Source organism: Amycolatopsis sp. NPDC104819, from assembly GCF_055583145.1.
Genome location: NZ_JBVJON010000011.1, coordinates 133375 through 159635, shown reverse-complemented (window position 1 = coordinate 159635; position 26261 = coordinate 133375). Strand labels below are relative to the sequence as shown.

The window sequence follows — 26261 nt, the reverse complement described above, 5'->3', positions numbered from 1 at the left end:
AGGCGGGAAAGCCCGTGGCGGTGGTCCGCCACGGGCTCCCTCCTCACCCGGCCGTCAGTAGACCAGCCAGCTGACGGTGAGCTTGCCCGACGAGCCGGCCCCGTCGGTCGCGGTGACCGGCGAACCGTAGTTGCCGGTTCTCGTCACCGTGCCGGTGATCAGGCCCGTGCGGGCGTCGAGCGTCAGCCCCGGCGGCAGACCGGTCGCCGACCAGGTGTACGTCCCCGTCCCGCCGGTGGCCCGGAGCTGGAGGCGCACCGCCTGGCCGTGGACGAACTGGTAGCCGGGGTCGGTCACCTTGACCGGCCCGGAGCTGCCCGGCTGCACCGTGAGGGTGAAGGTCGCGGTGCGGGTCTGCTGCGCGTTCTTGCCGGTGACGGTGACCGGGTACGTCCCGGCCGGCGTGGACGCGCTCGTGGTGATCGTCAGCGCCGACGAGCCGCCAGTGTCGATCGACGCCGGGTCGAACGCCGCGGTCGCCCCGGCGGGCAGGCCCGAAGCGCTCAGCGCGATCCCGCCCGGCGGGGGCGGCGTCGTCCCGCCGAGGTGCGCCTTGATCTCGTCGGCGTACGTCGTCACCCGGGCGTAGACGCCGTAGGTGTTGCAGGCGTTGGACATCCACGAGAAGAACCCGACGATCCGGTTGCCCTCGAGGAACGGGCTGCCGCTGTCACCGACACAAACGCCCTTGTGACCGTCGGCGTACCCGGTGCAGAGCATCGACCCGTCGGATCGGTAGTACTGCGAGGTGTCGACGTGCTGGGCGCAGTCGGAGTCCTTCGCCACGGGGAACTCCGCAGTGCGCAAGACGTCCGAGTAGGTGTTCTGGCCGGTCTTGCCCCAGCCGATGCCTCGGCCCATCGTGCCCGGCGTGTTCACCGAGGTGTCGGTCGCGATGGTCGGGTACGTGATCCCCGCCGGCACCGGGACGTCCTTGTCGAGGGTGATGACGGCGACGTCGTGCCCGGTCTGCCAGCTGCTGTAGTCCGGGTCGGTCCAGGACTCCTTGATGTCGGCGCGGAACCCGGTGTCGTTCAGGTTCGTGGCGCCGTAGACGAACCACTTGGTGCCCGGGTTCTCCAGCAGGCAGTGCGCCGCGCCGACGACCGTGTGCGGGCCGGCCAGGGCCATGCTGCACGACTGCTTGCCCGGGAACGCGCTGCCTTCCCGGCGCATCGAGATCATGAACGGGTACTGCTCGACGGTGGTCGCTTCACCGCCGACGACGCTCGAGTGCGCACCCGCGGCGGTCGCGCTCACCGTCGTCTTGGCGGACTGCCCGGGAGCCACGGTCGCCGAGGACGGTGAGACGGCGAGCGAGAAGTCGCCGGTGCCCGAACCGTTCACGGTCAGCGAGACGTTCGCCGAGTGGCTCACGGCGCTGCCCTTGCCGGTGACGGTCACCGTCTTGGTGCCCGGCGTAGCCGACGACGTCGCGGCGAGCGTGAGGGTCGAGGACTGGCCGGCGGTCACCGTGGCCGGCGCGAAGGACGCCGTCACCCCCGCGGGCAGGCCGTCCGCCGACAGCGCCACGTCCTGCGCGCTGCCCTTGGTGACGCTGGTGCCGATCGACGTCGTCACGGACTTGCCCGGGTCGACGCTCACCGACGCCGGGGACGCCGTCATCGAGAAGTCGTTGTCGGGCGCCGGGGCCGAGCCGGTGATGAGCGGGTCGGCGAGGTTGTCACCCTGCGGCGAGCCCCAGCCGGTGCACAGGTCGTAGCCCGTGCCGGCGTTGTAGGTGCCGTTGTTGCCGCTGGTGACGTCGTGGAAGGTCGAGGAGTACTGGGCGGAGCCGGCGACCGCGTAGATCGTCGGGTTCATCGCGCCGACGCCGTTCTTGCCCTGTCCCTTGGCTTTCTGGTCGACCATCGCGACGTACCCCGCCCACAGCGGGGACGACAGGCTGGTGCCGCCGACGTCCTGCCAGCCGCCGTTCATGTACACCGAGAGCGCGCCGGCGCCGTAGTCCGCGTCGAGCGCGACGTCGGGCACCGACCGGAACTGGTTGCCACCCGGCTGCCACGACGGCCGCGCGTAGATCTGCGAGTAGCCGCCACCCGAGCGCGTGTTGCCGGAGCCTCCCTGGTTCCAGCACGACTCCGACTGGTAGGTGCCCGCGCTGTCGGCGGTGCGCAGCTGTGTGCCCCCGACGCCGGTGAACAGCGGGTCGCTCGCCGGGAAATCGGCCTGGACCGTGCTGTTGTCGCCGTTGTACCCGCAGCCGGTGGCGCCCCAGTCGCCCGACGCCGAGAGCATCGTGATGCCCTGCGCGGCCATCTGCGTGTAGGAGTCGTGCGACGCCTTGATCGGCGCGGACTCGCACTTCTCGCCGTTGAGCCAGGAGCCGGACAGGATGGTGATGCTGTTGTCGCTCGCGATCTTCGCCATCTGGTCGACCCACGCGCTGTCACTGTTGGGTGCTTCGTAGACGGTCTGGGCCGCGCCGGGCGCCGTCGCGGCGACGGCTTCGACGTCGAGGGTGACTTCGAGCTGGTTGCTGCCCGGGCTGGACACCCCGCCGTCGACCGGGACGACCTTCGGCGTCACCGACGGCTGGCCGAAGTACTTCGTCCAGGCGTCGATGTCGGACTGCTTGAAGGCGTCGAACTCGATGAGCCCGACGTTCTGGCCGGCGCCGGTGTAGGAGCCGGACAGCTTGGTCATGCTGTAGGCGGTGCGGAACTGGGCGGGCGTGTACCCGCCGGCCGGTCCGCTCGGGCCGGCCGGACCGGGCTTGACCTGCGAGGCCTTGGCGTTCGCACGGTGCGCGACCGGCCGGTCGGACAGGCCCAGCACGCTGCGCACCACTCCCCCGAGCGAAGCGGGGATGGTGGGCGCGGAATCGTTGGTGTAGAAGTGTTTCCCGTCGGCGCCGGTGTAGTCGCCGAGCGTGGTGCCGAAGGCCGACCGCACGGCGTCGGCCGAGCCGGTCGCGTCGACGACCTGGCGATTGCCCGCCACCGCCGTGACGCGGAACCCCTGTGCGCGCAAGAAGTCCGTGACGCGGCCGACCTCGGGCGCGGTCGGCGCGAAGCGGGCGTTGTACTGCTCACTCGTGAGATAGTGCCGGTAGTCCGGCGAGCGCGGGTCACCGACCGCGGCGACGAACCGGTTCAGCGCCGCTTCGTCGTGCGGCTTGAGCGCGACGGCGACGGAGACGGCGCGATCTCCGGCGACCGCCGCGTCGCGGTGCGCGCCCGGCGGCGGGGAGGCGGAGTCGGCGAGAGCCACCCGGGTGTCCGGCGGCTGAGCGGTGGCCGGCACCCCGCCGAGTGCGGCGGTGGCGGCGAGGAGGGTGGCCGCCGCGGCGGCCACCCTCCTCGCACTGGGGAAAAGCGACATGTGCGTCCTCCGGGGCGAGAGCGGTTTCCCGGGACGCTAACTACGCCGGCGGCGTCCCGGAAAGACGCCGGTGAACGTTCAGTTCCGTTCACAGAGTGACGGTTTCCGCGCCTTTTCCCCGCAGCTCGGAGGCCCGGTCCGTAGCCAGTTGTCCACACCGCGGGAAGCCCGTTCACCGGAAGGGCCCGGATCAGATCTTTCGGCCCTGGCACGGTGTGCGCGCGAGCGCCTACCGTCCGCGGAACCGGGGAACACAAGCAGGGAGGCCGCATGGCTTCGAGCGCGCAAACGGCCGTCCCGCTGGATCGCGAGCTGCGGCGGCTGCTGCGGCACGGCACCTTCGCGGCCGCCCTCGACCGGGCTCTCGCGGCGCGTGGCCTGAGCCTGGAGCAGGTCCAACGGCACCTGGCCGCACGAGGTGTGCGGGTGAGCCGGGCCGCGCTCAGCTACTGGCGGCGCGGCCGGAGCCGTCCGGAGCGTGAAGAGTCGCTGCGCGCCGTGCGTGCGCTGGAAGACCTGACCGGGCTGCCCGGGGAGTCGCTGGTGGCGCTGCTCGGGCCGCGGCGTCCCCGCGGGCGCGGCGCCGACCCGGGCACCGTGGACCGGCGGCGGCTCTGGCCGTCGTGCGAGCCGGTGCTGCGGGCCATCGGGGCCCCGCCGGAAGGGCAGGTGCGCTACGTGGACGTGCACGAGCACGTCCTGGTCGACGCCGACCGCAGGCTGCGCGAAGTCCGGACGCGGCTGGTGCTGGAGGCGACGGTGGACCGGACCGACCGCTGCGTCGTCTACGAATGGGCCGAAGAGTCTTCACGGCCGGTGCTGGCCGGCCTGCGGTACTGCCGCCAGGGCCGGACCAGGCCCCAGGAGGAAAGCCCGGCGACGGTCTGCGAGCTCCTGCTGGAACAGCCGCTTTCCGCGGGCGACCGCACGGTGGTCGAGTACACCTGGCGGTACCCGGCCGGCTCGGTCCTGACGTCGTACCACCGGCGGTTCACCCGGACCACGGGCCACTACCTGCTGCAGGTCGGCTTCACCGGCGACGTGCCGGCCCGGTGCGTGCCCTACCACCAGCCGACCCTGACCGGTCCGCGCCGGACGGGGAAGCCGCTGTGGATCGGCGGCTCCGGCACGGCCCACCTGGCCGTCTCGGACGCCGGCCCGGGCCTGCTCGGGCTCGAATGGGAGTGGAACTGACGGCTCGCGTCCTTACTCGCTGCCGAACCGCGGGAACAGCCGCGCGCAGTTGCGGGTGGTCAGCTCGCGCCAGGTGGTCCCCTCCGGCTGCGCGGCGGCGGTGATGCCCGCCAGCTGGGCGTCGACGGCTGCCGGGGGTGTCCAGCAGAAGTCGCTCCCGTACAGCAGCCGCTCGGTGCCGAACGCGCGCTCGAAGGCCGGGACCTGGTGCGGGAAGGGCGTTCCGGCGATGTCGAACCACAGCTCGCCGATCTGCTCGGGGACCGTCGGCCCACCGCCGCCGCCGCCGAACGCGGTCCGGAACAGCTCCAGGCGTTCGGCCAACAACGGCAGGACACCGCCGCCGTGGGTGAAGATCCACGGGATGTCCGGGTGCTGCCGGAGGACCCCGGTGAAGAGCAGATCGCTCACGGCCCGGCCGGTGTCGTAGAGGAACTCCAGCATCGGCCGCGGCCGGCCGAGCGAGATCTCCCCGGCGTGCGGCGGCGACGTCGGGTGCACGAACACCGGCGTCCGGCGCCGGGCCAGCTCCGTCCACAGTGGAGTGAATGCCGGGTCGCCGAGGTAGCGGCCGTGGGCGTTGGTCTCGATCGTGACGCCGTCGCTGCCCAGCTCGTCGACGGCGTAAGCGAGTTCGGCCAACGCACCGTCCACATCGGGCAGGGGCAGCGACGCGAAGTGCCCGAACCGGTCCGGGTGCGCCCGGCGGATCCCGGCGCCCGCGTTGTTGACCTCTCGCGCCAGCCGCCGCGCGGCCGCGTCGTCCCCGAAGTGGACGCCGGGCGAGGAGATCGACAACAGCGACACGGCGACACCCCACCGGTCCATCAGCCCGAGGTGCGTGCCGGCGTCCCAGGTGGGCCAGCCGGGCATGCCGTCCGGCGACCCGTGCCCGCCCGCGATCGCCGCTTCGACGTACTCCGGGGTGACGAAGTGCGCATGGACGTCGATGAGCCCGCTCACGCGACCACCTCCCCAGCCGCCCAGACCCGCCGGATCTTCGCGGTCGCCATGATATCCCGGGTCGGGTCGCCGTCGACGAGCACCAGATCCGCCCGCAGTCCCGCACGCACCGCCCCGCGATCAGCGAAGCCGAAGTACCGCGCGGGCAGGTCGGTCGCCGCGCGGAGAGCGTCGAGTTCGGACAGTCCCGCGTCGACCAGCAGAGCCAGTTCCTGGTGCAGGCTCACCCCTTGCACGACCGGGACCGGCAGCATCGGCGCGGAGAACGCGTCGGTGCCCGCGAGGACCGGGACGCCACCCGCGTGCAGCGCGGCGACGGAGTCCCGGCTGAACGCATAGCCGTCGACGCCGAGCTTCGTGGTGAGCGCCTCCATCATCGTCAGCGTGGGCACGGCGACCTGCCCCCGCCCGGCCATCGTCGCCACAGTCGCGGCGTCGAGAACACCGTCGCGAGGCACGTGCGTGATCACGTCGGCCCCGGCCCGAACCGCGCGCCGGTAGGCGTCGACCGACGACGCGTGCGCGACGGTCGGCTTGCCGTGTGCCTTGCCCTCGGCGACCACCGCGTCGATCGTGGCCTGGTCGAGCAGATCGCCTTCGATGACAACCTTGACGTAGTCCGAGCCCTCGGCGACCCGGCGGGCGACGAAGCCCGCGGCCTGCCCGGGCGCGGTGAGGATCGCCTCTTCGGGCATGCCGGGCATCTTCGCGTGGTTGCCGCCGGGCCCGATGGCCGGCACGCCCGCGCTGCGGATGTCCGGCACCCGACCGCGGAAGGAGTCGACGCGCTCCTTCGGCCAGCACGCCATGTCGAGCGCCGTGGTCACGCCGTACGTCGCCAGCGCCCGGAGGTCGTCGGGGGTCAGGAGGTGGACGTGGGCGTCGACCAGGCCGGGCAGCAGGGTGGCGCCGGCGGCGTCGACGATATCCGCGCCGGCCGGGTCGCCGCCGATCAGCGGGCCGTCGAGCACGACGGTGGTGGGTTCGGTCAGGCCGGTTCCGTCGAAGACGCGGACGCCGGTCAGAGCGGTCTTGGTCATGATGCCTTTCCGGGCAGCCAGGAGAAGAGCGAGTCGTAGAGGCCGGCGACCTCGCCGGGCCGGTCGTCGCCGTACAGGTCGTCGGCGATCGGGTACCCGCGAGTGGCGAGCACATGCGCCAGGAAGCGGTAGGACGCGCGAAGTCCCTCGATCGAGGGCAACGGCACCGGCGTGCCCGGGACGACCGGGGCGAGGACGTCGCGTTCGTAGACCGGGTCCAGGGACGTGAGCAGCCACCGTCCATTCCGGACCTCGGCCCGGTACAGCAGCCGCGCGTACGAGGTGAGGTCGACTTCGACGCCGTCGAGCACGGTCCGCACCTCGATCGCCGCGGGCACCTCGACAACCGCGCGGTCCCCCTCGACGTCCACGACCGGCGGGCCGAGCCGATGCCGGGCGACGTCGCCGCGGCCGGTCATCTCCCGCGACCGGGCGACGAACTCCTCGCCGCTGCCGCGGAACCAGCTGAGCCGCACGGCCGAGTCCGGCGCGTAGCAGGCCCGCATCCGGTCCCACCAGCCGCGGTCCCGGCCTTGCCGTTCGCGCAGGACCAGCTCGGCCGGCGTCATGAAGCCGGCTCGGCGCTGAAGCTGGACTCCATCAGGATCTCCTTGGTGCGGTTGACGTGCGCCTCGAACCGGGCGACGGCCAGGTCGGCGTCGTGCGCCAGCGCGGCGTCCACCAGGCCCTGGTGCTCACCCGCGACGTCGCGGTGCCGCTGCTCGCCACCCGGGCCGGACCAGGCGCGGTACAGCTCGGCCGCGTCGGAGAGCCGGGTGCAGATGCCGAGCAGCACCGCGTTGCCGCACGCCTTGATCAGCGTGTGGTGGAACTCCAGGTGCGCGCGGGCCCACTCCTCGTTGCGGCGCATCGGCGACCCGGGCAGGATCATCGGCTGCCCGGCGAGCCGGTGGTGGGCGGCCAGCACCTCCGACTCCCACGTGACACCGCCGCGGCGCACCGACAGCCGCAGCGCCGAGCCCTCGTTGATCGCGCGTGCCTCGGTCAGGTCCGTGAGCGCCTGCAGCGACAGCGGCGTGACGCGGAAGCCGCGGTTGCGGTCCACCTGCACGAGGTCCTTGGCCGCCAGCAGGCCGAGCGCCTCCCGCACGACACTGAGGCTGACCTGGAACTCCGCGCTCAGCTCGGCGGGCTTGACGCGCTCGCCCGGGGCCAGTTCTCCGTTGAGGATCGCCGAGCGCAGCCGGTGGTACACCGACACGGCCAGGCTCTCGCCACCCGCTCTCTTCGCCATGCCGAGACGGTAACACACTCTCCCCTCAAGAATCGATTCTCTTCTTGACAGTCGGATACCGCGGGCAGAGTATGACGTCGGGACTCCTCAACCGAAAGGTCTTCCGATGCGGATCGCCAACCTCGCCGGCCGGCTCGTCCTCCTCACCGAAGGCGGCGCCGTCGACGTCGAACGGGCCAGCGGACAGCGTTTCGCCGCCGACCCCCACGCGGTGTACGCCCGCTGGGACGAGTTCACGGCGTGGGCCGCCGACGCCCCGGTCGCCGACGCCGAGGCCTTCGACGAAACGGACCTGCGAGCGCCCTCCCCCACCCCGGCGCAGGTCTTCGGCGTCGGGCTGAACTACCGCGACCACGCCGCCGAATCCGGCCTCGGCCTGCCCGACTCCCCCGCCGTGTTCACCAAGTTCCCCAGCTGCCTGACCGGTCCGTACGGCGAGGTCGCGCTCACCGGGCCGATGGTGGACTGGGAGGTCGAGCTGGTCGCCGTCATCGGCCGGGAAGCGCGCAACGTCGCCGCCGAGCACGGCTGGGACCACGTCGCCGGGCTGACCGCCGGCCAGGACCTCTCGGACCGCGCGGTGCAGCTGGCCGGGCCGGCGCCGCAGTTCAGCCTCGGCAAGTCCGCGCCCGGCTTCGGGCCCACCGGGCCGTGGCTGGTCACCCCGGACGAGTTCGCCGACCGCGACAACCTCGAACTGGACTGCGCGGTCAACGGCGAACCCGTGCAGAAAGGCCGCACCCGCGACCTGATCTTCTCGGTGCCTGAGCTCGTCGCGCGGCTGTCGGCGATCCTGCCGCTGCGGCCCGGCGACGTCATCTTCACCGGGACTCCGTCGGGGGTCGGCATGGCCCGCTCCCCGCAGCGGTTCCTGGCCGCCGGGGACGAGCTGGTCACCACGATCGAAGGCATCGGCGTGCTGCGCCACCGGTTCACGGAACCGGCATGACCACTGTGGACGGTCACCGGTTCCGCGCGGTCATGACCGCGGTCTGCGCGCCGGTCACCGTTGTCACCACGAGCGACACCGAGGGCCGCCCGCACGGCGCGACGGTCAGCTCGTTCACCTCGCTCTCGCTCGACCCGCCGCTGGTGAGCGTCGCGTTCGACCGGCGCTCGGCGCTCCTGGCCGAGATCCTCGACGCGGGGAAGTTCGGCGTGAACCTGCTCGGGCAGGGCCAGGACGACCTCGCCGTCCGGTTCGCCACCCGCGGCGCCGACCGCTTCGGCGGCGAGACGGCGTGGTTCGCCGACCGCGGCCTGCCCCGGCTGCGCGACGCCGCCGGCTGGGTGGCCTGCGCGCTCGACCGCGTCGTCGAGGCCGGCGACCACCTCCTGCTGTTCGGCCTGGTCACCGGCCTGGGCCGGACCGACCTGCCACCGCTCGTGTACGCCCACCGCACGTTCGGCACCCACTCCCGCTTCGCCGAGCGGCCGCGCCCGCTCATCACCGACCAGATCGCCGCCTGCGCCCGCTGACCCGCTTCGGAAAGGACACCGCCGTCATGACCCTCGCGACCGAACAGCCCACGGCCGACCCGGTTCTCGCCCGCATCGCCGACCTCCAGCCGCTGCTGGAGCGCAACGCAGCCCAGGGCGAGGCCGACCGGCGCGTCGTCGAAGAGAGCATCACGGCGCTGACCGACGCCGGCGCGTTCAAGATCGCCCAGCCCCGCCGGTACGGCGGCTACGGGCTGCCGGTGCGCGCGATGCTCGACGTCTCCGCCGCGGTCGGGGAAGCGGACGGTGGCACCGCCTGGGTCGTCGCGCTGAGCAACGTCTGCGCGTGGCTCGCCGGGCTGTTCAGCGTCCAGGCCCAGGACGACATCTGGGGCGCGAACCCGGACGCGAAGGTCTCCGGTGTGCTCGCCCCGACCGCCGAGACGACCAAAGTGGACGGTGGCTGGCGCGTCACCGGGCGCTGGTACTACAACTCCGGCTCGTGGCACGCCGACTGGGCCGGCCTGGGCATCCCGCTGACCGACGAGCGCGGCGAGGTCGTCGACCAGGGCATGGCCCTCCTCCCCCGGACCGACCTCGGTTTCGAGGACACGTGGTTCGTGGCCGGGATGCGCTCGTCGGGGTCCAACTGCCTGATCGCCGACGACGTCTTCGTGCCCGAGCACCGCGTGATGACGGTGCCGCCGGCCATCGGCGGGCAGTACGCGAACGGCGACCCCGAAGAGGACCTGTTCCGCGCCGCGCTCGTCCCGGTGCTCACGCTGGTGCTGGCCGGGCCGCAGCTCGGTCTCGGCCGCAAGGCGCTGAAGCTGGTCAAGGAGAAGGCCGCGCGCAAGCCGGTCTCCTACACGAACTACGTCGCCCAGGCGGACTCCGTCGCGTTCCAGCTGCAGCTCGCCGAGGCCGCGATGCGGATCGACACCGCCCACCTGCACGCCTACCGCGCGGCCGACGACATCGACACGGCGTCGGCGAGCGGGGACTACCCCGGCGTCGAAGTCCGGGCGCGGGTGCGGGCCGACACCGGGTGGGCGGTCGAGAACATCACCCGCGCGATCGACATCCTGCTTTCGGCGCACGGCGCGGGCAGCTTCGCCGAGGTCAACCCGCTGCAGCGGATCTGGCGCGACTCGGCGGTCGCCGCCCGGCACGCGATCGTGCTGCCCGCGGTCAACTACGAGGTCTACGGCAAGGCCCTGCTCGGGCGCGACGACCAGATCACCCCGCTCATCTGACCCGGAGGGACAAGTCATGAGCCTGCACCGCCTCACCAAGATCGCCATCGGCGTCCCGGACGTCGACGAGACCGCCAAGTACTACACGGAGTTCGGTCTCACGCCGACCGAGTCCGGCTTCGCCACGGCCGACGGCGGCGAGCAGCTCGAGCTCCGGCAGACCCCGCACCGCCGGCTGCTCACCCTCGGCATCGGCGCCGACGACCCGGACGACCTCGGCCGCATCACCGCGTCCCTGGCCCGGCTCGACGTCGAAAGTCACATCACCGGCGACGCACTGTACACAAAGGACCCCGTCACCGGCCTCGACGTCGTGGTGTCGGTGGCGCCGCGGATCCGCCAGGAAACGCCGGAGCCGGTGGCCTACAACGGCCCCGGCGTGGCGCGGCGGCCGAACACCCGCGCGCCGGGCATCGACCGCGAGTCCGCGGTGCGGCCGCGCAAGCTCGGCCACGTCGTGTTCGGCTCCACCGACCAGGCCGCGACGCAGCGGTTCTTCACCGAGGGGCTGGGGTTCAAGGTCAGCGACGAGGCCCCGGGCTTCGCGTCGTTCATGCGCTGCTCGACCGACCACCACAACGTGCTGGTGCAGCAGGCGCCGGTCAGCTTCCTGCACCACACGTCCTGGGAGGTCGACGACGTCGACGAGGTCGGCCGCGGCGCCACCTCGATGCTGGAGGGCCACCCGGAGCGCCACACCTGGGGCCTGGGCCGGCACTACATCGGCTCGAACTTCTTCTGGTACCTGCGTGATCCCGCGGGCAACTTCTCGGAGTACTACTCGGACATCGACTGCATTCTCGAGGACCAGCTTTGGGAGCCCCGCGTGGTCGCCGGGGAGAAGAGCCTTTACGCGTGGGGGCCGCCGCCCCCGCCGTCGTTCCTCGCCCCGGAGGACCTGGCGGAGTTGATGACCGACGCCCACGACGGCGCTTGAGGGGTGGTCACCGAAACCTTCGACTACGACGGCGGGCGGGCGGTCACGGTGTACGTGCCGCCGGATCCGCCCGAAGCGGTCGTGTACGCCGGCGACGGTCAGCTGATCTCGCGATGGGGCGCGCACCTCGAAGCCGCCGGGCTGCCACCCACGATGATCGTCGGCGCTCACCGGACGCCCGAGGAAACGGCGCGCCTCCAGGAATATTCGCCGTCGTTCGACAAAACCCGCTTCGCGGCGCACGAGCGGTTCTTCACCGAGGACGTCCGCCGTTGGGTGCACTCGCGCTTCGGCGCCGCCTTGCCCGCCGAACGCACCGCGGTGTGCGGGGTGTCGGCGAGTGGCGAGCTGTCGCTCGCACTGGGACTCCGGCATCCGGACGTCTACGGCGTGGTCTTCTCCGCCTCCCCGGGCGGCGGCTACCGGCCACCCGCCGTGCTGCCGAACCCGCTCCCCCGCGTCTACCTGGTAGCCGGGAGCGAGGAACCGTTCTTCGCGGCGAACGCGACCCGGTGGGCGGACGCTTTGCGCACCGCGGGCGGGGAGGTCGTGTCGGCCGAGCGAGCCGGTGAGCACGGCGGCCCGTTCTGGGCGGCGGAGTTCCCGCGGATGGTCGCCTGGGCGTTCGGGCGGCGGTGAAACCCTGGACCCGGCGGCCTCAGGGCGATCATCCCGGGACGTCAGGCGCCGGTCGAGCGTGCCCCGACCACGTCCGCGAGCGCCGACGCCACGAGCGCGACCGCCCGGTCCTCGTCGCCGGCCAGCTGCCGGAGCGGTCCGTGTGCGATCGTTCCCGGCAGCTCGGCCAGCGCCTGGGCCAGCCGGATCCGCACCGCCGAGTCCGCCGCAGGGGTGCCGAGCTCGGCGACCAGCGCACCCATGATCCCTTCCGCGGACCCGGGTTCGAGCGACAGCGTGCCCAGGACCTCGCCCGCGTCGACGTCGTTCACGCCCTCGACCACCATGGCCACGAGCGTCGGCACCGCCGCGTCCAGGCCTCGTGCGCCCAGGGCCAGCGCGGCCTGCCTGCGCACCGCCGCGTCCGCGTCCGCCAGCGCTTCGGCGAGCAGCGCCTCCGCCTCGGCGCCGGGCATCCCGGCGACCGCCCGGACCGCGCGGCGGCGGACGTCGACGTCCGCCGAGCGCACCCCGCACGCCACACTGGCGACCCCGTCACCACCGGCCCGTGCGAGCGCCCACCGCAGCGCGCCGGCGACGTTCGGGTCGGCCTCCGCGAGGACCGCGCCGGCCAGCAGCTCCGCGGGCACCGGCACCTCCTCGGCCGGGGCCAGCACGGCCTGCTGCCGGCGCGCCGGGCTGGGCGAGTCGAGCCCGTGCAGCAGCTCGACGATCCGCAGCACGCCCTCCCAGCCCGACGGCGCCGAAGCGTCCACCCGGCGGAGCCGCTCGAGCAGCTCCTGCTCCCGCTTCAGCCGCTCCTCGGTCCGCCGGATGAGATCACCGACCAGCGTGGCCGGCGCGAAGCCGGGATCCTCCAGCGCCCGGCCGATCTCCCGCAGCGACAACCCCAGGGACCGCAGGCTCTCGACGTGGAAGATCCGGCGGATGTCCTCGGCGGAGTACTCGCGGTAGCCGCCCACGGTCCGGCCGGTCGGCCGCACCAGCCCGAGGGAGTCGTAGTGCCGCAGCATCCGGGTGCTCACCCCGGACCGCCGGGCCACCTCGCCGATCAGCACCCCGCTCCCCCGGCCCGCTCCGGGCCGAGCGCGACGACCCGTTTCGCCTCGTCGACGGCCAGGTCGAACCCCGCGTCCGGGTCACGCAGAAGCCGTTCGGTGGCGCGGGCGTGCGCGCGCACCGCCGGGTCCGCACTCGCCGACGCCGACCGCAGGACCGGCACCGCCGTCTCGCCGAGCGCGACGAGCGCCCGGCTGAGGCTCAGCTGTACGGTCCGGTCGCCGCGACCGAACTGGGCGGCCAGGTCCACGGCCAGGCCCGGGTGCTCCGGCGTCGGCGCCAGGATCACCGCGGCCCGCCACGCACTGCGCGCGACCTCGTCGTCGGGGTCGTGCAGCAGGGTCCGGGTGATGGCGGGCCAGACGTCCCGGTCGCCGATCTTGGACAGCGTGTGCAGCGCCTGGCTGCGGGCCTGCGGACGCTCGGACAGGAGCTCCGCGCGCAGCCGGGGCACCGTGAGCTCCGCCGGGTGGCGGGTCAACGCCCAGGTGAGCATGTCGCGCACGAAGAAGTCCGGTTCGATCGCGCACCGCGCCACGAGCGCGTCGACGAGGCCGGGACCGGGGTTCGTGCCGATCGCCAGCGCCGCCTGCAGCCGCGTGGACGAGCTCGCCGCGGCCAGCGCGTCGAGCAGGCGCGTGTCCTGCGTTTTCATGTCGATCACCTCCTGCGCCCAGTGAAGACCTTGACACGATGTCAAGGTCAAGCGCCGTTCACGAAATGATCAACCGCGCAGGACCCGGCGGATCCACGGAAGCTGCCGGAAGACGTCTCCCGCGCCGGCGATCTTCTCCCGGTCGGAGGTGTCGAACACCCCGACGAGCGTGTCGGCCGTCGCGCCGGTGCCCATGACCGGGCCGCCGGAGTCGCCGCCCGCGGGAACGCCGGTGACACCGGCCGTGCAGAAGTCGGTCCCGCCCGGCTCGGCGAACCCCTCGCACCGCCGGTCGCCGACGGGCAGGACACGCAGGTCGGCCTGCTTGAGCACGTCCGACTGGCATGCGTTCTCGTCACCCCGGCAGGTGGCGCCCCAGCCGTACTGGCGGACGAGGCGGCCGGCGCGCACCGGCCCCGAGCCGGGCAGCTTCGCCGGCGTGACGGCCATCGGCGGCACCTTGACCAGCATCATGTCCGCCTCCGTGGCGCCCTGCCTGCGCCCGGGCACGGGGTGGACGCGGGTGCCGGTGCGCTGGTCGAGGCTGCCGACGCGGAACTCGATGCGCGCGTCCGCGATGGGCTCGGCCTGCTCGAAGAAGCAGTGCGACGCACTGATGACCCACTCCCGGGTGATCGCGGTGCCGGTGCACTCCCCCTTGCCGTCGACCAGCATCCGCACCGCCCACGGCGCGGTCGTGCTGACCGAGCCACCGATCACGGCGGACGCACCGGGCGCGAAGACGACAACGGCCGGCGCGACCAGCGCCAGCAGGACAGCGAGACGGCGAAACCTCACGCGGATTCCTTTCGGGACGGCGGCTGCCGCAAATCCTTCCAGGACTGACCGGACTTCGCCGGGTTCGCGATCATCGGCCGGGTGAGGCCACGGCTGGTCCTTTCGGACCTCAGCCTCAGAAGATGGCCAGCGGGTTCACCGGCAGGCCGGTCGTGCCGAGGATGCGCGGAACCGCGGCCACGAACAGGAACGTGTACCGGCCTTGCTCCCGGCAGACCGCGACGAGCTCCTCACCGCGGGCGCCGTCGATGAGCACCAGGCCGAGGCGGCCGAGTCCCAGGCGGTGCAGCGCGCCGGGGAAGTCGTCCTTCAGCGGCGGTGACGCGTCACCGATGTCGCCTGCGTAGACGGCGATCCCGCGGTCGTGCATCCACCGGACCGCGCCCGAGGTCATCCCCGGTAGCGCCCGGCCGTGATCGGGCACCCGGTCCCAGCCCGCCCGCACCACCAGGGCGTCACCCTGCTCCACCACGACGTCCTCGCGCGCGGCGGCCGCCTCCAGGTCGCCGGCCGTGACCGCGTGGCCGTCGGGCAGCCTGCCGTCCGGGGCCAGGTCGAGCAGCACACCGCGGGTCACGATCCCGTCGGCGAACACGTCCGCGGCGCCGTGGGTCACTCCCCCGGGCCCGGAGCTGTCCGCCTGCGCGATCCCGGGGTACACCTGCCCGTCCATGACCATGTGCGACAACGCATCCAGGTGTGTCACCTCGGGATGGTGCGTCGTGACGAGCATCAGCTCGGCCATCGCCAGCGGCGGCGAACCGGTGAACGACATGATGGTCTGCACACCCGTGGTGTCCGCCTGCAGCGCGGCCATCGGCCCGCCCATCAAGGGCGCGGCCGGGGTCTTCCGCGCCAGCGACACCGTCGATCCGGTCCGCGCCTGGGCAACTCCGCGGGCGCGGGCCTCCGCGGTGATCAGGTTGACGGTGCCGAGCTGGTCGGTGTCGCCCCAGCGCCCCCAGTTGCTCGGGAACTCGGCAAAGCTCTGATCCATGACCACTTCCTTCACTCGGGGACGACGCAGCAAGATCGTCACAGCGCCCGCGCACGGCCACCAGCCCATCCGGTGCCCAGCTGGTGCCCATCCCGGCGGGCCGTCGTGGCTACAGTCGGGCGCATGACCTCACTCGGAGACACCGTGCGGGAGCTGCGGCGGCGGTCCTTCACCGGCCGGGACGAGGAGGTCGCCGTGTTCCGGGACGCGCTCGGCGCACCCGGCGTGCTCTTCGTGCACGGGGTCGGCGGGGTGGGCAAGAGCGCGTTGCTCGACACGTTCTCCGACCTGGCCATCGAGAAGGGCTTCGAGCCGGTTCGGGTGGACGCCCGGCACCTGACCCTCGGACGCGGAGCGCTGCCCGTCCCGGCCGGCGACGCGCCCGCCGTGCTGCTGATCGACACGTACGAACTGCTGGAGCCGCTCGACGACTGGGTCCGCGAGCACTACGTGCCTTCCCTGCCCGCGACCTGCCTGGTGGTGATCGCCGGGCGGCGCGGCCCCGGCCCGCGGTGGCGCGCGGACCCGGCCTGGCGGACGTTGCTGCGCGTCATCGAGCTCGGCAACCTGCCGGCCGAGGAGGGATGCGCGTACCTGACCGCTCAGGAGGTCCCCGCGGAGAGGCACGAGCGGCTGCTGAAGATCAGCCGCGGCCACCCGCTCACCCTGTCGATGATGGTGGACGCCGTGCGCCGGGGTGTCGCGCCGCGGACACTGTCGGACGTGCCCGGCGGCGTGGGCGCGTTGCTCGCGCAGCTGCTGGACGAGGTGCCGAGCGCCCGGCATCGCCTGGCGCTGGACGTCTGCGCGCTGCTGCTCGTCACGACCGAGGACCTGCTGCGCGCGATGACCGGCGAGGACGCCGCGGAGATGTTCGCCTGGCTGCGGACGCAGGCGTTCGTCGAGGAGACCCCGTACGGGCTCTATCCGCACGACGTCGTCCGCGACGCCATCACCGCCGACCTGCGCTGGCGCGACCCCGGCCGGTACGCCGAGCTGTACCGCAGGAAGCTCGCCGTGTTCCACGCCCAGGTCCGGGCGACGACGAGTGAGCGGGAGCAGCTGGACCTGACGGTGCTGACCGTCGTGCTGAACGGCACCCGGTCCCCGCACGCCGCGCTGGCGTCGCTGCCGCCGACGATGCAGGCCTACGCCGACGAGCTGCACAACGACGACCGGGCGCCGATCGTCGCGATGACCGCCGAGTGGCAGGGGCGCGAGCAGGCCGACCTCGTGGCGTACTGGCTGGAGCGCCGGCCCGAGGCCTTCCGGGTGTTCCGCACCGCGACCGGTGAACCGCAGGGTTACGGCGCACGCCTGGACGTGACCGAGGCGGACGTCGGGGTGGACCCGGGCGTCGACGCGATGTGGGACCATGCCTCGAAACACGGGCCGGCCCGCTCCGGCGAGCGGGTCCGCGCCTGGCGTTTCTTCCTCGACCGCGACCACGGGCAACGCCCGTCGCCGTCACTGACGCTGTTCGTCGCGTGGCAGATCCTGGACATCCTCCTGATCGGCGACACCACGGCGTGGAGCCTCGTGGGCGCGTTCGAGGACGGTGAGCTGTGGGCGCCCTCGATGGAATCCCTCGACTTCCGGGCGGCGCGCGAAGCCGCCTACACCGTCGGCGGCTCACGGTTCCCGGTGTTCGCGCACGACTGGCGACGGACCGGCCTCGAGAAGTACACGGACCTGTTGCACGCCAACCAGATCGGCGTGTCGACGCGGCAGGCCCTCGGCGAAGCGGCGCTGTCCCGGCCGGAGTTCACCGACGCCGTCCGAGCTGCCTTGCGCACGTTGCAGAAGCCGGAGCTGTTCGAGGCGAACCCGTTGCTGCGGTCACGGATGGTCCGGGAGCACGGGCGGGCCGACCGCACGCCCGCGGAAAATCTGCGGGAGCTGCTCGAGGAAACGGCCGCGGGTTTGAAGCCCGATCTCGGTGTGCTGCTCGAGCGCACGTTCCTGCGACCGACCGGTGTCCAAGAGCGCGTCGCGGAATCCCTGCACCTGTCATTCAACACTTTCCGGCGACATCGGGACAAAGCGGTCGCGCGGCTGACCGATGTGCTGTGGGACCGGGAAACGGAGAGTCACCGGGGTTGACCGGTGCCCGCCGCCGATCGGACCAGGGTTTGAGATTCACCTCAGGTCCATTCGAGTGGTCATGTTTTGCCGTGCTGCGCCCTCGTCGCTCCCGCCGCTAGCGTGACGACGTCTGGCGGCGCCAGGCTGCCAGGGGTGGAGCCAGTGGCTCCGAGGGGAGATCTACCTTCTGATGCAACAAAAAACGTTGCGGCGGTTCGCGCTGCGCACAATCACGCTCACGTCCGTGTTCGCCCTCGTCGCCGCGGTGCCCGCGGTGGCCGTCGCGGCCCCGGGAACCGGCCGGGGTGGTGTTCCGCTGCCGGTGTCGTGGACACCGCCGGCCCAGGTGAACCGCACCCCCACCGGGGTTCCGGCCGCCGCGGTCCCGTCCAGACCGGCGGCGTCGCTCTCGCCCCGGTCGGTCACGTGTGCCACCTACTCCGGCGTCGGGACGCAGTCCTGGTTCCCGATGGACCGCTACGCGATTTCGGACCGGACGGAGCTGCTGGTCAACCGGGACAGCGGCAACGCGGTGATCACCGACCGCGCGCTCACCGTCAAGGGCACCGGCTTGAACACGTCGTTCGACGCGGTCTACAACAGCACCACGCTGTTCGGCGGAGCGCTGGGCTCGTACTGGTCCATCTCCAGCGGCCCGGACGTCAGCCTCGACTTCCGGACCGGCACCGTCATCGTGCGGGACGCCTCGGGCCACTGCGAGTACTACGACGAGAACGGCGCGGGCGGCTACGACACGCCGTCGGGCGCGCACGCCACCCTGACCAAGCTTTCCAACGGCAGCTACACCCTCGTCCAGGACGACTCGGGTGACGTGCAGCTGTTCACCGGTGACGGCAGGCTGTCCTCGCAAACCGACCGCAACGGACACGCGATCACCTACCGCTACAACCCGTCCGACGGCTCGCTGGCGTCGATCACCGACACCCAGGGCCGGGTCACCACCGCCGGTTACGACGGCGCCGGGAAGCTCACCTCGATCACCGACCCGACCGGGCTGACGGCCGGTGGTTACGGCTACGACGGCAACGGCCACCTCACCACCATCACCAACCGCGCCGGCGACCAGACCAGGTTCGGCCTCGACGCCGACGGCCGGGTGACGAGCCTGACCTCGACCGAGGGCCGGACCTACACGCTGACCTACGACGCCGGCGGGCGGGTCACCCAGGTCGCCGAGCCGAACTTCGGCGGCACCGCCAGCACCACCGGCTACGTCTACGGCGACAGTACGACGACCGTGACCGACCCGAACGGCCACCCGACGACCTACACGTTCGACAGCGACGGCCGGCAGACCAAGGCCACCGACGCGCTCGGGCACAGCCGCGGGCAGTCGTGGTCGGCGCACGGCGACGTCGCGTCGCTGACCGACGGGCTGACCAACTCGGTGACCTACGACTACGACCCGCTGAACAACCTCAAGGGCGGCAAGCTCCCGACCGGCGCGGCGATGTCCGTCGGCTACACCGACACCGCCCACCCGCACCTGCCCACACAGATCGCCGACTTCTCCGGCGACAAGGTGAACAACAGCTACGACAACGCCGGCAACCTCACCACCGTCCACTCCGACGCGCTCAACGCCGACGTCGCGAAGTACGAGTACAGCACCGGCCTGGTCACCAAGGCGACCGACGGCAACGGCCACGCCACGACCTACGGCTACGACACCGCCGGCAACCTGACCAAGGTCACCCCGCCGCTGCCGCTCCGGCCGACCACCTACACCTACGACTCGCTGTCGCGGCTGACCAGCGTGACCGACGGCAACGGCGTCAAGCTGGTCTACGGCTACGACAAGCTCGACCGGGTCGTCTCCGTCGCCAAGGCCGACGGCACCGGCCTGGCCGGCTACACCTACGACAAGACCGGCAACCGCACGGTCTCGCAGACCGCCGGCGCCACGCTGACCAACAGCTACGAACGACGCCTGCTGACCCGTGTGGTGCGCACCGCGGGCACGGCCACCGGCACCGCGACCTACCACTACGACCTCGCCGGCAACGTGACCGCCGTCGACGACCCGACCGGCTGGGTCTACTACGGCTACGACGCCGCGAACCGGCTGACCTCGGTCAAGGACCAGGCGAACAAGACCACGACCTACGGGTTCGACAACGCCGACCACCGCACCTCGGCGACCCTGCCGGGCGGGAGCACGCAGACGATCGGCGTCGACAAGTCCGGCCGGCAGACCGGGATCACGGTCAAGAACCCGGCCGGGACCACGGTCTACTCCGCCACCTTCCGCTACACCAAACCCGACGGCACCGACACCGGTCAGGTCCAGTCCCGCACCGACGCGACCGGCACCGCCGACAACACCTACGACGGCTTCGGCCGCCTCACCAAGGCCGGCGCCCGCACCTACGGCTACGACAACGTCGGCAACGTCACCAGCGGCGACGGGCACACCTACACCGTCAACGACGCCAACCAGATGACCAAGATCGACAGCACCACGGTCGGTTACGACAACGCGGGCAACCTGACGACCACCAACCCCGGCGGCCAGGCCCACTACAGCGACACCAACCAGCTGACGTCGGTCACCTCCGGGACCAGCACCCTGTTCACCGCGTCCTACGACACGCTCGACCAGACCCAGGCCGCCTCGGTCGGGGAGCAGGTGGGCTCGAGCACCGTCACGCACGTTTTCACCCGCACCGCGCTGGGCATCTCCCGCACCGTGGACAACGGCGCGAGCACCACCTACGCCCACGACGTCGACGGCAAGCTCACCGGCCTGGTCGACGCCGCGGGCAAGCACCACAACGCCGTCACCGACTACCAGGGCAGCGTGGTCGCCCTGGTCGACGACACCGGCGCGGTGACCGCCACCTACGGCTACACGCCCTACGGGTTCAACACCAGCATCACCGGCACGGCGGGCTCGGCGAACCGGCTGCGCTGGCTCGGCAGCTACCAGCTCGCCAGCAGCGAATACCTCACCGGCTACCGGCACTACAGCCCGGTCTACGCCCGCTTCACCCAGCCCGATCCCACCGGACAGGAGGACAACGCCTACGCCTACGGCGACAGCGACCCGATCAACAACAGTGACCCCAACGGGGACAGCTTCCTGCATTCGCTGGCCGGTGCGCTGATCGGTGGCGCGGTGACGTTCGTGCTCAGCGCGAGTCCCCTCGGCCCGCTCGGCGGGGCGGTCATCGGCGGCTGCGTCGGCGGCCTCGCCACGGCCGCGCTGGACAAGTCGAACCTCGCCGCCGGGTGCGGGATCGGGGCCGCCACCGGGCTCGTCGGGTTCGGCCTCGGCAAACTGGGCAAGGCAGTGGGTTCGCCCTACAACAAGTGACCATGTGGTCTCCTGGCCCGGGCCGTGCCGGTCCGGGCCAGGAGACCGGCCGTCGATCGGAGAGGTGGCCGCGGTGCCGGCGAACCGGAAGAAGACATATCTCGTCAGCGGGCTCTTGGCGCTGGTCGCGGTGGTGTGCGCGGTCGTCGCGGCGACCGCCGGGCCGGCTTTCCTGCAGTACGTGGCCATCGGGTTCTTCTGCGCGGCCATCGCGTGCCTGGCCCCGCTGCTGTCCCGCCGGGCGGGCTGACGACCCAGGATCCGGCCGGTGAGGAACGACAGCGGGACCTGAGCGCGAAGGCCAGGTACTCCTTGCCGTGGGCCGGTGCGGAGCCCGGCATCGCGCCGGTCGTGTCACCGCGTCGGCGAACGTGGTGAGCCGGTCGGCCGTTCGCGCTTCGCCGGTTCTGGTGCCGTGGCGGGTTTCCCTGGTGGCCGGCTCCCGCGGATTCAGACCGCGACAGGGCTGGCGGCCAGGCGCCGCGACCGTACCGCGAGCACGATCATGACCGCCGGGATCAGCAGGTCGGTGACGAGGACGCCGCCGGTGTTGCCCGGGGCGTGGTCGCCGTTGGCGAACCACTGGTAGAGGTGGCCGATGATGGCGCCCCAGAGGAACATGCCGCCGCCGAGTCCGATGGTGATGCGCTCGCGGGCGGACGCCGAAGCGGCGCGGAAGCCCATGATGGCCAGCCCGAGGTTGGCGAAGGCGATCTCGAACAGGAACGGCGTCCGGGGAAAGCCGATCGCGGTGGCCATCACGTCCGGGAAGACGAGGAACGCCACCGTCATCCAGAGGCTGCCGATGCCGAAGGCGCCGATGGCCCACCAGCGCTGCCAGATCTCCAGCCGCTCCCGGGCCGAGGTGGCGTGGCGGGCGCGCAGGTAGGCGCCGATGGCCGGGACCACGATCCAGACCAGAGGGAAGGCTGACTGGGCGATGTAACCGAAGTTGTCCATGCCCTGAGTCTTGCATGGTTAACATTAACGCGTCAACACTCTGCTAGGCTGACCTCGTGGACGAAGGACTCGCAGACTTGCTGCACCGCGTGGTCATGCTGCTGGGCGACGCGGCCCGGCGGCGCACCGACGGCCAGGAGGGCCTGACCTACAGTCAGATCCGCCTGCTCGGCACGCTGGAGGACATCGAACCGGCGACGCAGCATCGGCTGGCCCAGGCGTTGTCGGTGTCGGACCCGGCGATCAGCCGAGCGCTACGCCCCCTCGAAGCGGACGGCCTGGTCCAGATCGTCATCGACCCCACCCACGCGCGGCGGCGGCTGGTCACGCTCACCGAGACCGGCCGGAAAGCCTTCCACGTCAACGGGAAACCGCTCTACGACGAGTTCCGCGCCGGGTTGGTCGCCGCCGGGTTCCCGTACGAGCGCTACCTCGAAGACACTCTCCGGTTGGCGGAGCTCCTCGAATCCGACTGACCACACCGCCGGCGGCCCGGGCCGTTCAGCCCGCCACTTGCCGCGTGTACTCCAGCTCGAACCGCGCGCCGATGCGCTCCCAGAGCTCCAAGGACCGCTCGAAAGCGGCGGCGTCGCCGAACCTGCCGCGCGCCCGGGCAACACACGCCGCCGCCCAGTCGTTCTCCTCGGCCGTCGACTCAGCCTGCTCCAGCCATCTCTCCGCGTCAGGCAGCTGAGCGACGACGGCCAGTTCCGCACCCGCCGCGTTCGCGTACGCCCGGTACCACTGTTGCGGGAACTCCTGGAACGCGTTGCGCACCAGGCGATCCGCGTCGGTCAAATGTCCGTTGTGGACGGCCAGTCGAGCCTCCACGAAGGCCGTGGTGGCGGCGAGGCGGCCCGAGCGGGGCTCGGGGTGACCGGCGAACTCCAGCGTGCGAGCCCGCCACAGCCCGTGGTCACCACGCAGACCGGACGCCAGCTCCAGCACCTGCACCGACGGCGCCAGCCACGCCAGGAGCGGAGCCCCCGCCGCGCGCCACTCCGCCAACGCCCGCTCGCCGAGCTCGACGGCCTCGTCGAACCGGCCGGACAGCGTGAGCGGCGCCAGGTACTTGAGGCGCGACACGAACGGGTAGTCGCCGTTGACCGGGTCCTGTTCCGTGGCGCGGGCGGCGATGGCCAGCGCGCCCGGCAGGTCGCCCACCGCCAGCGCGCACACCGAGACCGAGTGGAACAGGTCGAACATCTCGATGCCGTCGGCCGGCCGGTGCCGGCTGAGCTGGGGCAGCAAGTCGAGCCGCTCGCGGGCGATGCGGTAGGCCTCGCGCAGCCGGCCCTGACGCGCGGCCGCCGAGTTGGCGCTGTCCAAGGCGCCCTGCAGCAGCGTCGGATCGCCCGCGTCCTGCGCGGCTTCGACGGCGGCGGCCGGGTCGGCCCCTGCGTGCCACGCCCGCGCAGTCGCGAGCACCGCCGCGTGCTCACGGTCCTCGACCGGGATCCGTTCGGCCAGCGCCAGCAGGTCCGCGCGGCGGGCCGTGGGCACCGCGTGGCGGAAGTCCCCGACGAAGCGCGTCGCGAGGGTCACGGCCAGCGCCAGCAGCACGGCCCGGTCCCGCTGGTCACCCGCGCGGTCGGCGCCGGTCAGCAGCAGGGCGAACGCGTCGTCGCCGTCGGCCAGCGACTGCGCGGCCTCCGACGCGCTGCGCAGGTCCCGGACGGCGTCGGCGGGCGCGGTGGCCCGGTCGGCCGCGGCGCGATAGTGCGCGCGGGACTCGACGAACGAACCCCGGGCGAACGTCAGGTGGGCCAGCGCCCGGCCCAGCCGGTGCGCCACGGGATCCGGCTCCGCGCCGGTCCGGGCGAACGCCGCCCGCAGGTCGTCGACCACCTCGTCGTAGCGCGCCGCGCGGTCGTCGTCGAGCCCGGCTTCCAGCTCCCCCGCGACCCGGCTCGCCCACTCCAGGTGCGCCCGTAGGACGTCGTCGCGGTCCTCGTCGGCGGCGAAGTGCTCGAGCGCGAACGCTCGGACCGTCTCCAGCAGCCGGTACCGCGTGCGGTCGCCGCCGCGCCGGACCACCAGGCTCTTCTCCACCAGCCGGCCGAGCAGGTGCGCGACCGTGCTCGGGCGCTCGCGGGGCGAGACGGCCGCCGCGGCGTCGAGGTCGAAGCCCGCCGCGAACACCGAGAGCCGCCGGAACACCGCGCGTTCCGCGGGCTCCAGCAGGTCGTAGCTCCACCCGAGCACGTCGCCCAGCGAGTGGTGCCGCGCCTCGCCGCCGCGGCCGCCGGCCACCGCCCTCAGCCGGTCTTCGAGCGCGGTGAGAAGCCCGTCGACGCCAAGGGCGGCGGCCCGCGCGGCCGCCAGCTCGATGGCCAGCGGCAGCCCGTCGAGCCGGGCGCACGCCTCGGTGACCAGTGCGGGAGCGGCGGCGAACGTGCGGTCGGCGCCGCGGGCGCGGTCGAGGAACAGGGTCTCGGCGGCCGAGCCGAGCGGCAACGGCGGCACCGCGTGCGCTTCCTCGCCCGTGACACCGAGCCGTTCCCGGCTGGTGGCGAGGATCCGCAGCCGTCCGCCCGCGCGCAGCAGGGCCTCGACGAGCTCGCCGACGTCGTCGAGCACGTGCTCGCAGTTGTCCAGCACCAGCAGCATCGCGCGGCCGCGGACCCGGTCGGCGACGCTGTCGAGCAGCGGCCGCGGCGGGCGTTCGGTGACGCCGAGCGCGGCGGCCGCGGCGGCCACCACCTGCCCGGGCGGGACCGGCACGAGGTCGAGGTACACGACGCCGGCCGGGAACCGCGAGGCCGCGGCCGCCGTGACGGCGAGCCGGGTCTTGCCGACCCCGCCCGGCCCGGTGAGGGTCACCAGCCGGGTCGTGTCGATCGCCGCCCGCACGGCCTGGAGCTCCTCTTCGCGGCCGACGAAGCTGGTCCGGGCCTCCGGCAGCACGGCGTCTTCGGCCCGCGCCCCGAGCTCGGCCGTCTCGGCGGCGAGCGTGGCCAGCTCGCGACGGTCGGTCGCGCCGCTCTTGCGCAGCAGCGCCGACACGTGGCTCTCGACCGTGCGGGCGGAGATATGCAGCCGGCCGGCGATCTGCGCGTTCGTCAGGTGCTCGCCGACGTCCGCGAGCACCTCGGCCTCCCTGGCCGAGATCTCTCCCCACGGCAGCGCACCCACCCCGGACATGATTCCGTACCCGATCCGTGGTGAGCACGGATGCCCGGACGGGCCGCGTGGCGGAGGCTCTCCCCATCGGACGAACCGGCCACGGGAGGCACCCATGCGACGCATCATCAACTCGACGTACATCTCGCTCGACGGCGTGATCGAGAGCCCGCACCACTGGCCCTCGAGCGGCCCTGACGGCGGCCAGGGTGAGGCCGTGCAGACCGAGCTGCTGCTCTCGTCCGACGCGCTCATCATGGGCAGACGCACCTACGAGGGCTTCGCGCCCGTGTGGCCGACCCGGTCAGGTGACCCGGCGAGCGACCACATCAACACCATGGCCAAGTACGTGGTCTCCCGGACCCTCACCGATCCCGAGTGGACCAACACGACGGTCGTCACCGGTGACCCGGTGGCCGCGATCGAGAAGCTGAAGGGCGAGCCGGGGGCCACCATCATCCAGTACGGCTTCGGGCAGCTCACGCACGCGCTGCTGGAGCACGGCCTGCTCGACGAGCTCCGCCTGTGGTTCCACCCGCTGCTCGTGCGCCAGGGCGGCCCGCAGGACCTGCTGTTCCGCGAAGGCTCCCTGACCCAGCTCGAACTGGACACGGTGACCAAGCTCGACTCGGGCATCGTGATCCTCGGCTACCAGGTCCGCTGATGGACTACCAGGGGTTCGTCAAGAGACTGGTCCTGCCGCAGGGCGTCACGGTCCCGGCGGAGCTGACCCACGGCGACGTGGTCGCCCGGGCGATCACCCGCGCCGACCTGGCCGACGACGTCGCGGGCATCAACGCCGGCCTCGCCCTGATCCGCCAGACCCGCGGCGGCGGCTGGCCGACCGAAGCGGTCACCGAGGAGTACAACTACGTCGACCTGGTGTGGCACGAGTGCGAGTTCCGCGACGGCGGCTCGTACACCTACGTCCTGCGCGACCCGGCGGGCGGCTACCTGGGGTGCTGCTACCTGTACCCGATGGGCGGCCGCACGAAGCTCACGGAGGATCTGCTCGACCACGACGTCGACGTCAGCTGGTGGGTGACCCCGGACGCGTACGACCGCGAGTACTACCCGAAGGTCCACGAGGCGCTGAAACATTGGCTGGCCCACGACCTGCCGTTCCGGAAGCCGTACTTCTCGAACCGGCGGATCCCCGGATGACCTGAAGGAGCAGC

23 protein-coding genes are annotated in these 26261 nt (G+C 72.4%); 12 read left to right on the top strand and 11 right to left on the bottom strand.

Translation table 11 applies throughout. The features are described 5' to 3' along the window. Positions 1-54: 54 nt before the first annotated feature. Positions 55-3345, bottom strand: a complete 3291-nt coding sequence (locus tag ACZ63E_RS32115; protein WP_465339915.1) for a trypsin-like serine protease — start codon at positions 3343-3345, stop codon at positions 55-57. Positions 3346-3615: 270 nt separating this feature from the next. Between ACZ63E_RS32115 and ACZ63E_RS32110 the strand changes: the two genes are divergently transcribed. Next, positions 3616-4539: a helix-turn-helix domain-containing protein gene (locus ACZ63E_RS32110; protein ID WP_465339914.1), complete on the top strand. Its 924-nt coding sequence runs from the start codon at positions 3616-3618 to the stop codon at positions 4537-4539. A gap of 12 nt (positions 4540-4551) precedes the next feature. Here the strand turns inward: ACZ63E_RS32110 and ACZ63E_RS32105 are convergent, their stop codons facing one another. Genes ACZ63E_RS32105 through ACZ63E_RS32090 form a run of 4 tightly spaced genes read right to left on the bottom strand, consistent with a single transcriptional unit; the run spans position 4552 to position 7797 of the window. Then, on the bottom strand, positions 4552-5502 hold the full coding sequence (locus tag ACZ63E_RS32105; RefSeq protein WP_465339913.1) for an amidohydrolase family protein: 951 nt from the start codon (positions 5500-5502) through the stop codon (positions 4552-4554). Continuing rightward, positions 5499-6542: an amidohydrolase family protein gene (locus tag ACZ63E_RS32100; protein ID WP_465339912.1), complete on the bottom strand. Its 1044-nt coding sequence runs from the start codon at positions 6540-6542 to the stop codon at positions 5499-5501. Before ACZ63E_RS32100 ends, ACZ63E_RS32105 begins: the two co-directional genes overlap by 4 nt. Beyond that, entirely contained in the window at positions 6539-7111 is a 573-nt protein-coding gene (locus ACZ63E_RS32095; RefSeq protein ID WP_465339911.1) for a nuclear transport factor 2 family protein, read from the bottom strand. The genes ACZ63E_RS32100 and ACZ63E_RS32095 overlap by 4 nt, the downstream gene beginning before the upstream one ends. Further along, entirely contained in the window at positions 7108-7797 is a 690-nt protein-coding gene (locus ACZ63E_RS32090) for a GntR family transcriptional regulator (RefSeq protein ID WP_465339910.1), read from the bottom strand. Before ACZ63E_RS32090 ends, ACZ63E_RS32095 begins: the two co-directional genes overlap by 4 nt. A gap of 106 nt (positions 7798-7903) precedes the next feature. Between ACZ63E_RS32090 and ACZ63E_RS32085 the strand changes: the two genes are divergently transcribed. From ACZ63E_RS32085 to ACZ63E_RS32065, 5 genes are read left to right on the top strand one after another with little or no spacing between them, the layout of a single operon-like run. After that, on the top strand, positions 7904-8746 hold the full coding sequence (locus ACZ63E_RS32085) for a fumarylacetoacetate hydrolase family protein (RefSeq protein WP_465339908.1): 843 nt from the start codon (positions 7904-7906) through the stop codon (positions 8744-8746). Continuing rightward, positions 8743-9276, top strand: a complete 534-nt coding sequence (locus ACZ63E_RS32080) for a flavin reductase family protein (protein WP_465339907.1) — start codon at positions 8743-8745, stop codon at positions 9274-9276. The genes ACZ63E_RS32085 and ACZ63E_RS32080 overlap by 4 nt, the downstream gene beginning before the upstream one ends. 26 nt (positions 9277-9302) lie before the next feature. Continuing rightward, complete coding sequence (locus ACZ63E_RS32075; RefSeq protein WP_465339906.1) at positions 9303-10493, top strand: acyl-CoA dehydrogenase family protein; 1191 nt, start codon at positions 9303-9305, stop codon at positions 10491-10493. 16 nt (positions 10494-10509) lie between these two features. After that, positions 10510-11430: a VOC family protein gene (locus ACZ63E_RS32070; RefSeq protein ID WP_465339905.1), complete on the top strand. Its 921-nt coding sequence runs from the start codon at positions 10510-10512 to the stop codon at positions 11428-11430. Between the two features lie 3 nt (positions 11431-11433). Next, positions 11434-12069 carry an alpha/beta hydrolase gene (locus ACZ63E_RS32065; protein ID WP_465339904.1) on the top strand — a complete coding sequence of 212 codons (636 nt, stop codon included), beginning with the start codon at positions 11434-11436 and terminating at the stop codon, positions 12067-12069. Positions 12070-12110: 41 nt separating this feature from the next. Here the strand turns inward: ACZ63E_RS32065 and ACZ63E_RS32060 are convergent, their stop codons facing one another. The 4 genes from ACZ63E_RS32060 to ACZ63E_RS32045 all read right to left on the bottom strand — a co-directional run bounded on the left by ACZ63E_RS32060 (position 12111) and on the right by ACZ63E_RS32045 (position 15578). Further along, complete coding sequence (locus tag ACZ63E_RS32060) at positions 12111-13127, bottom strand: MerR family transcriptional regulator (protein WP_465339903.1); 1017 nt, start codon at positions 13125-13127, stop codon at positions 12111-12113. Next, the gene (locus tag ACZ63E_RS32055) at positions 13121-13783 is read right to left on the bottom strand and encodes a HEAT repeat domain-containing protein (RefSeq protein ID WP_465339902.1); all 663 of its coding nucleotides are present in this window, start codon (positions 13781-13783) and stop codon (positions 13121-13123) included. The genes ACZ63E_RS32060 and ACZ63E_RS32055 overlap by 7 nt, the downstream gene beginning before the upstream one ends. A 69-nt stretch (positions 13784-13852) precedes the next feature. Beyond that, positions 13853-14581, bottom strand: a complete 729-nt coding sequence (locus ACZ63E_RS32050; protein WP_465339900.1) for a S1 family peptidase — start codon at positions 14579-14581, stop codon at positions 13853-13855. Between the two features lie 115 nt (positions 14582-14696). Next, positions 14697-15578 (bottom strand): cyclase family protein, encoded by an 882-nt coding sequence (locus tag ACZ63E_RS32045; protein ID WP_465339898.1) that lies wholly within the window; start codon positions 15576-15578, stop codon positions 14697-14699. 123 nt (positions 15579-15701) lie between these two features. On the opposite strand from ACZ63E_RS32045, the gene ACZ63E_RS32040 reads away from it, so the two are divergent. The 3 genes from ACZ63E_RS32040 to ACZ63E_RS32030 all read left to right on the top strand — a co-directional run bounded on the left by ACZ63E_RS32040 (position 15702) and on the right by ACZ63E_RS32030 (position 21250). After that, positions 15702-17681 (top strand): ATP-binding protein, encoded by a 1980-nt coding sequence (locus ACZ63E_RS32040; protein ID WP_465339897.1) that lies wholly within the window; start codon positions 15702-15704, stop codon positions 17679-17681. 226 nt (positions 17682-17907) lie between these two features. Then, complete coding sequence (locus ACZ63E_RS32035; RefSeq protein ID WP_465339896.1) at positions 17908-21000, top strand: RHS repeat domain-containing protein; 3093 nt, start codon at positions 17908-17910, stop codon at positions 20998-21000. A gap of 73 nt (positions 21001-21073) precedes the next feature. Then, positions 21074-21250, top strand: coding sequence for a hypothetical protein (locus ACZ63E_RS32030; RefSeq protein WP_465339895.1), 177 nt, complete (start codon positions 21074-21076; stop codon positions 21248-21250). Between the two features lie 200 nt (positions 21251-21450). Here the strand turns inward: ACZ63E_RS32030 and ACZ63E_RS32025 are convergent, their stop codons facing one another. Beyond that, positions 21451-21960, bottom strand: a complete 510-nt coding sequence (locus ACZ63E_RS32025) for a DUF6790 family protein (RefSeq protein ID WP_465339894.1) — start codon at positions 21958-21960, stop codon at positions 21451-21453. Positions 21961-22016: 56 nt separating this feature from the next. Between ACZ63E_RS32025 and ACZ63E_RS32020 the strand changes: the two genes are divergently transcribed. Beyond that, the gene (locus ACZ63E_RS32020) at positions 22017-22436 is read left to right on the top strand and encodes a MarR family winged helix-turn-helix transcriptional regulator (protein ID WP_465339893.1); all 420 of its coding nucleotides are present in this window, start codon (positions 22017-22019) and stop codon (positions 22434-22436) included. Positions 22437-22461: 25 nt separating this feature from the next. Here ACZ63E_RS32020 and ACZ63E_RS32015 read toward each other — a convergent pair whose 3' ends face one another. Further along, a complete protein-coding gene (locus ACZ63E_RS32015; protein ID WP_465339891.1) occupies positions 22462-25104 on the bottom strand; it encodes an ATP-binding protein in 2643 nt (880 codons plus the stop codon). 94 nt (positions 25105-25198) lie between these two features. Between ACZ63E_RS32015 and ACZ63E_RS32010 the strand changes: the two genes are divergently transcribed. Both ACZ63E_RS32010 and ACZ63E_RS32005 read left to right on the top strand, forming a co-directional pair. Continuing rightward, complete coding sequence (locus ACZ63E_RS32010) at positions 25199-25747, top strand: dihydrofolate reductase family protein (RefSeq protein ID WP_465339890.1); 549 nt, start codon at positions 25199-25201, stop codon at positions 25745-25747. Next, the gene (locus ACZ63E_RS32005) at positions 25747-26247 is read left to right on the top strand and encodes a GNAT family N-acetyltransferase (RefSeq protein ID WP_465339889.1); all 501 of its coding nucleotides are present in this window, start codon (positions 25747-25749) and stop codon (positions 26245-26247) included. Before ACZ63E_RS32010 ends, ACZ63E_RS32005 begins: the two co-directional genes overlap by 1 nt. The last annotated feature ends 14 nt before the right edge of the window (positions 26248-26261 follow it).